At 59.4% G+C, this 6,704-nt stretch carries 6 protein-coding genes; 2 read left to right on the plus strand and 4 right to left on the minus strand.

Annotated elements, in window-relative coordinates; translation table 11 throughout:
- Window positions 1-3: 3 nt before the first annotated feature.
- Both FW764_RS20645 and FW764_RS20650 read right to left on the minus strand, forming a co-directional pair.
- Complete coding sequence (locus FW764_RS20645) at window positions 4-441, minus strand: carboxymuconolactone decarboxylase family protein (protein ID WP_446435462.1); 438 nt, start codon at window positions 439-441, stop codon at window positions 4-6.
- A 283-nt stretch (window positions 442-724) separates the two neighbouring features.
- The gene (locus FW764_RS20650) at window positions 725-1,195 is read right to left on the minus strand and encodes an Lrp/AsnC family transcriptional regulator (protein WP_446435463.1); all 471 of its coding nucleotides are present in this window, start codon (window positions 1,193-1,195) and stop codon (window positions 725-727) included.
- Between the two features lie 123 nt (window positions 1,196-1,318).
- On the opposite strand from FW764_RS20650, the gene FW764_RS20655 reads away from it, so the two are divergent.
- Together FW764_RS20655 and FW764_RS20660 are read left to right on the plus strand one after the other, a co-directional pair.
- Window positions 1,319-2,563, plus strand: coding sequence for a methionine gamma-lyase (locus FW764_RS20655; protein ID WP_446435464.1), 1,245 nt, complete (start codon window positions 1,319-1,321; stop codon window positions 2,561-2,563).
- A gap of 231 nt (window positions 2,564-2,794) precedes the next feature.
- Window positions 2,795-3,466 (plus strand): helix-turn-helix transcriptional regulator, encoded by a 672-nt coding sequence (locus FW764_RS20660; protein ID WP_446435465.1) that lies wholly within the window; start codon window positions 2,795-2,797, stop codon window positions 3,464-3,466.
- A 71-nt stretch (window positions 3,467-3,537) separates the two neighbouring features.
- On the opposite strand, the gene FW764_RS20665 is transcribed toward FW764_RS20660, so the two are convergent.
- On the minus strand, window positions 3,538-5,496 hold the full coding sequence (locus tag FW764_RS20665) for a MacB family efflux pump subunit (RefSeq protein WP_446435466.1): 1,959 nt from the start codon (window positions 5,494-5,496) through the stop codon (window positions 3,538-3,540).
- Between the two features lie 4 nt (window positions 5,497-5,500).
- Window positions 5,501-6,652, minus strand: coding sequence for a macrolide transporter subunit MacA (gene macA, locus FW764_RS20670; protein WP_446435467.1), 1,152 nt, complete (start codon window positions 6,650-6,652; stop codon window positions 5,501-5,503).
- Window positions 6,653-6,704: the final 52 nt, after the last annotated feature.

A 6,704-nucleotide genomic window follows, 5' to 3' on the forward strand; every position in this document is an offset into this window, starting at 1 on the left:
GGCTTACTTAGGCATCTTGCGAAAGCCCACAGCCAGGCGGTTCCAGCTGTTGATGGTGGCGATGGCTACGCTCAGGTCGACTTGTTCTTTGGCGCTGAATTCGGCGGCCAATGCGGTGAAGTCTGCATCCGGGGCGTGGGTATGGCTGATCAGGGTGAGGCTTTCGGCCCAGGCCAGGGCAGCGCGTTCACGTGGGGTGAAGAATGGCGTTTCGCGCCACGCGGAAACGGTATAGAGGCGGCGCTCGGTTTCGCCGCCTTTGCGGGCGTCGGCGGTGTGCATGTCGAGGCAGAAGGCACAGCCGTTGATTTGCGAGACGCGCAGGCGGATCAGTTCCAGCAGCGGCAGTTCGATGGACAGTTTGCCGACTGCGGCTTCCAGGTCGAGCATGGCTTTCATGGCGTCTGGGGAGGCAGTGTAGAAATCGGTACGGGCTTGCATGGTGGTACTCCAGAACGGTGGGGATTGGTGGCTAGAGTAGGTATCGCGAGGGGCGGGAGGAATATCCAATTTTGGGGAAGATTGGGTGGCCAATGGGGTGGGTTGGGTACATCCCACCACTGCGCACCTCGCCCACGTTTGGATCTCAGTGCCGATGTACCCAGGAGTCTGCATCGCAGGCAAGCCACGCAGAAAAACAGCTCTGTTGTTGCTGTGCTTTTGCTTCAATCACTCAGGTCGGCTACTAGGCCGCCGTTACCACAGCAACGGACATGTACTCCTATCAACCAGGCAAAGGAATCACCCGCAAACGCCTCACCGACTTATACGAAAAACTCGAATAAATCTCCTTAACACAAGGCAACGTCTGCAACACCTCGCGGGCAAACTCGCCGAACGATTCCAGGTCCCTGGCCACCACTTCAAGCAAAAAATCATAGCGCCCCGACACGTTATGACACGCCACAATCTCAGGGATCTCCAACAACCGCTGCTCAAACGCCCGAGCAATCTCCTGGGTATGACTTTCCATCATAATGCTGACAAAGGCCGTCACCCCATACCCCAACGCCTTGGGTGACAAGATCGCCTGATACCCGCTGATCACCCCACTCTCTTCAAGGTTACGCACCCGCCGCCAACACGGCGACGTCGTCAACGAAACCCGCTCAGCCAGCTCGGCCACGGTCAGCCGGGCGTTGCCTTGTAAGGCATTCAACAGCGCTCTATCGGTACGATCCAGACTCACGGGCATATCTTGCCTCTATTCATTGTTTTTATCGACGTTTAAACCCTTAACCACGGCAGTACCAGCAAACTTTGCAACGTTCAGCTGTGATTATGAGCATAGCATTGTGGGAAATGAGGAGCGCCCGAGATGAACAATAAACACAACACATTCGGCTTTTCCACCCGCGCTATCCACCACGGCTACGACCCGAAGGAGCACCACGGCGCCCTCGTGCCGCCGATCTACTTGTCCGCCACGTTCGCGTTCCCCACCGCCGAATACGGCGCCGCCTGCTTTGCCGGTGAAGCCAGCGGCCACGTCTATACGCGTATCTCCAACCCGACCCTGGCCCTGCTGGAATCACGCATGGCCACCCTGGAGAACGGCGAAGCCGCCGTGGCCTTCAGCTCCGGCATGGGCGCAATCGCGGCCACCTTCTGGACCCTGCTGCGCCCAGGCGATGAAGTGATCGTCAGCCAAACCCTCTACGGCTGCACCTTCGCCCTGTTGCACCACGGCATCGGCGAATTCGGCATCAAGGTGCGCCACGTCGACCTGACCGATCTGGCCGCCTTGCGCGCTGCGCTCTCACCCGCCACCCGGATGATCTACTGTGAGACGCCGGCCAACCCCACCCTGCGCCTGGTGGACATCGCCGCTGTGGCCCAGCTCGCCCACGAGCAGCCCACTGTCACCGTGGTAGTCGATAACACTTATTGCACGCCGTACCTGCAACGGCCCCTGGAGCTAGGAGCTGACGTGGTGGTGCACTCGGCTACCAAGTACCTCAGCGGCCATGGCGATATCACTGCCGGCATCGCCGTGAGCAGCCAGGCCCTGGCGCAGCGCATTCGCCTGCAAGGGCTCAAGGACCTGACCGGCGCAGTCATGTCACCGCAGGACGCTTCCTTGCTGATGCGCGGTCTCAAGACGTTGGCCTTGCGCATGGACCGCCATTGCAGCAATGCCCAGGCAGTAGCCGAAGCCTTACAGGCGCACCCGGCGGTGCAATGGGTGACCTACCCCGGCCTGCGTTCTTTCCCACAATACGAATTGGCGGCGCGGCAGATGAAGCAGTCCGGCGGCATGATCGCCTTTGAACTCAAGGGCGGGATTGAGACCGGTCGACGCTTCATGAACGCGCTCAAGCTATTCACCCGTGCCGTCAGCCTCGGCGATGCCGAATCACTGGCCCAGCACCCGGCCAGCATGACCCACTCCACTTACACCCCGAAGGAGCGGGCTCAACACGGTATCAGCGAAGGCTTGGTGCGCTTGTCGGTCGGGCTTGAGGATGTCGACGACCTACTGGCAGATCTGCAGCAGGCTCTGGCGAAGTGCACCCGCGTCGCGCCGCGTCATGCTGTAACGGATGAACACTCAGTAAAATAAGGCCTACGCCTGGCGTAATGCGTTCCCACAAACGGTGGTCGGACGGGTCCGACCGCCGTTATGCATTTTTAATCTGATTTTTTCCAGATTGGATCCCCCTCATCTCGCGATGCTGTACTAGCATACGTCGCGGCGGGAGCACTATCACTGTGGGTTATTCATACAGGTTACCTTCTTAAACCCCGTCGCTATAAGGCTGAATACCTACACTCGAAACTCATGGACGAATTGATGAACTCACACCTGTTCCCACATATAGGCAAGGTCATCGCCAGCACCGGCAGTCGCCACTTCCCACGTATGCTGCATGACCTCATCCTCACCCAACTGGCAGTGGACGCGACCCATATCACCCAATTGCGGGTGAGTGCCGAAGGTCACACCCGACGCCTGATCAGCCCGGTCTATACCGGTTCGGTGGCCGCTCTGGGTGATGAACAACCCGCCGCACAGCTGCATCTCACGCGCCACAAGGACGATGTGCGCTACGTACTCTCGGTGTATCGCGCGCACCACTCCGAACGTTTCTCGCCGCAGGAACGCAGCATGCTGCAGGACTTCTCCACGCTGTTGCTGCCCATGGTCGAAAAACACATCACCGCGATCCAGCCGTGCCACCAGAACAGCAACACGGCGGTGCCGCACAACCAGGGCATCGAAACCCTGCGCCGGCGCATTGAAGAACGCTTGGCGCAATCGGGACTGACCTTGTCCAAGCGCGAACTCGAGGTATGCGTAGGCCTGCTGGCGGGGCGTACCGCGCCGGAGTTGGCGGAGCAGTTGGCGCTGAAGGTCAACACCATCGAGAGTTATCTCAAGCGCGCGGCGATCAAGCTGGGAATCAGCGGGCGGCATTCGTTGTTGCGGTGGATGTATGCGACCGAAGACACCGTGAGTGTTTAAACCTACGCAGATCTAAATGTGGGAAGGGGGCTTGCTCCCTCCCACATTTGATTGGCGTTGGCTGAAAATGCTCAGTCCCGCGCCAACGCCTCGATGGGGTCCAACCGTGCCGCGTTCCTGGCGGGCACAAAACCAAACACAATGCCGATCATCGTCGAGCAGGCAAACGCGGTAATGATCGAGCCCAAAGAAAACACCATTTCCCACTCCTTCACAAACAACGAAAACAGGTAGCCGATCGCGAACGACAGCGAGATCCCGATCATCCCGCCGATCAGACACACCATCACCGCCTCCACCAGAAACTGCTGGCGGATATCCGACTGCCGTGCGCCCACCGCCATGCGAATACCGATCTCGCGGGTACGCTCGGTCACCGACACCAGCATAATGTTCATCACGCCGATACCGCCCACCAGCAACGAAATCACCGCGATCAGCGACAACAGCAGCGCCAGCGAGCGGCTGGTTTTTTGCACGGTCTGCATGATGCTGTCGAGGTTGTTGGTAAAGAAGTCCTTGGTGCCATGGCGTTGCAGCATGAGTGTATTGACGTTCTCTTCGACCACCTTGCTTGGCTGACCATCCTTAATACGCACGGTGATGCTGTCCAGGTGGCGCTGACCTAAAAGACGTCCCGCCGCCGTTTCGTAAGGCACCCACACATTCAGCGCCTTGCTGGCGGCGAACATATTTTTGTTGTCGGCCGTCACACCGATCACCGTGCACGGCAGGTTGCCGACCAGGATCACCTGGCCCAACGGGTCCACATTCGGCCCGAACAGACGACGCCGCGTGTTGTGGTCAATCACCACCACCTGCGCCTGGCGCCGCGCGTCGCTTTCGCTGAAGGCAATCCCGGCTTCAAGCTTTAATCCCTTCACCTTGAAGTAGCGGTCGCTCACGCCATTGACCTGCGCATCCAAGTCGATATTGCCAAAGCGCAGCAACAGGTTGCGGCCCACCACGGGCGTGGCACTATCGACGTAGTACAGTTGGTTCAGCGCCTCTACATCCGAGGGCATCAACGTCTCGATGGCCGACGCGCGACTGTCACCGAAACTGGTGCCGGAAAAAATATCGATGGTGTTGCTGCCGATCGCCTGGATGTCCTTGAGCACATAACGCTTGGCGCCCTCACCAATGGCCGAGATTGACACGACCGAGGTGATGCCGATGACAATGCCGAGCATGGTCAGCAAGGTGCGCATGCGATGGGAAATCAGTGCGACCCACGCCATGTTGAACGCTTCCTTGAATAACCCCAGGCTCGCCACCAGGCGCCGTGCACCGCTGCGCCGGGTCTCGATTGGCGCTTCGCTTGGCGCGTCCAAACCGGCACTGTCGTTGGCCTTGTCGCTGACAATCTCGCCGTCACACACCTCGACAATGCGCTGGGCATTTGCCGCCACCTTGGGGTCGTGGGTGACGATAATCACCGTATGCCCGGCGGCGTGCAGCTCGGCGAGGATACGCATCACCTCCTTACCGCTGTGGGTGTCGAGTGCGCCAGTGGGTTCGTCCGCAAGGATCACTTCTGCGCCGTTAATCAACGCGCGGGCAATACTCACCCGTTGTTGCTGCCCCCCCGAAAGCTGGCTCGGCCGATGGCTTGTATGCCCCGCCAGCCCCAGCCGCGTGAGCAACTCCCGTGCGCGGCTGTGGCGCTGAGTTTGTGGCGTGCCGGCATAGATCGCTGGCATTTCCACGTTGTGCAAGGCGCTCAGGTGCGCGAGCAAATGGTAGCGCTGGAAGATAAAGCCGAAGTAATCGCGGCGCAGTTCCGCCAGTTGCTCATCGCCCAATGAGCGGGTTTCGATGCCATTGATCTTGTAGCTGCCGGCAGTGGCGTAATCCAGGCCGCCGAGGATGTTCATCAGCGTGGACTTACCCGAGCCCGAGGCGCCGATGATTGCAACCATCTCCCCGGCATGAATGGTCAAGTCGAGGCCCTTGAGTGCAATGAACTCACGCTCGCCGGCCATGAAACTGCGGGTGATGCCCTTTAACTCCAACAGTGGCTGGGTCATGGAATCAATTCCCCGCCACAGCAGGCGTTGCGTCGCCGATCACGACTTGATCGCCCTCGGCCAGGCCGTCCAGAATCTGCACTTTGACGTTGTTGTTGATCCCGGTCTTCACCTTGCGCAATACCGCTTTACCCTTGGCGTCGAGCACGCGCAGCGGATAGCTGCCATCGGCGTTGCGCGCGCCGAGTGCCGCCACCGGCACTATCAACGCCGCCTGGGCGGTGTCGAGCACAATACGCACCTGGGCAGTCATGGCGATGCGCAAGCGGTGGTCAGGGTTGGGCACGTCAAACAGTGCGTTGTAAAACACCGCGGTGTTCTGCTTGGGCGTGCCGGCGGTCTGGGTCTCGAGGAAATTCTGCGGCGCCGGCTCCGTGCCGCGCAGCTTGGCGTAGTAGCGCTTGTCAGCCTCGCCGAGGATGGTGAAGTACACCTGCTGGCCAGGGCTGATATGAATCACATCCGCCTCCGATACCTGGGCTTTGACGGTCATGGTGTCCAAGTCCGCGAGCTTCAGCAGTACCGGCGCCAACTGGCTGGCAATCACCGTCTGGCCTTCCTGGGTGACGATGCCGACCACATCACCGTCGATGGGCGCGACGATGCGCGTGTAGGCCAGGTTGACCTTGGCGGTGTCGATCTGGATATGCGCACTTTTGATCTGCGCATCCAGGGACAACAAGTTGGCTTGCTGCACCTGGAAAGTGGATTCGGCGTCTTCAAAATCCTGGCGCGACACCGACTCGTCAACCTGCAAGCCTTTATAGCGCTCGTAGACCGACTTGGCCTGCTTGAGCTGCGCCGCCGTGGCGCGTCGCTGGGCTTGCAGGTTTTCTTCATCGACCTGGGCTTTGCGTAAGGTATTTTGCAGAATCAACGGGTCGATTTCGGCGAGCCATTGGCCCTGCTTGACCTTGTCGCCGAGCTTGACCTTGAGCGACTTCAACTGCCCGGAAACCTGGGCACCGACGTCAACCTGCTTGATGCCTTCGAGCACGCCGGTGGCTAATACGGCGTTCTCAATATCACCCCGTTCAGCCGTAGCGGTGAGGTATTGCGGCGCATCGGCGGGTGCTTGCACCGTGTAAACAACAAGGCCAATGGCAACCGCCAATACCGCGAGCATTCCGAGTTTGCGAAACGTTGACTTTTGCATAAATGACCATAAAAAGATGAAGAGGATCTGAAGCGAACATATTCAAAACATG

This window comes from Pseudomonas sp. 1152_12 (assembly GCF_052850675.1).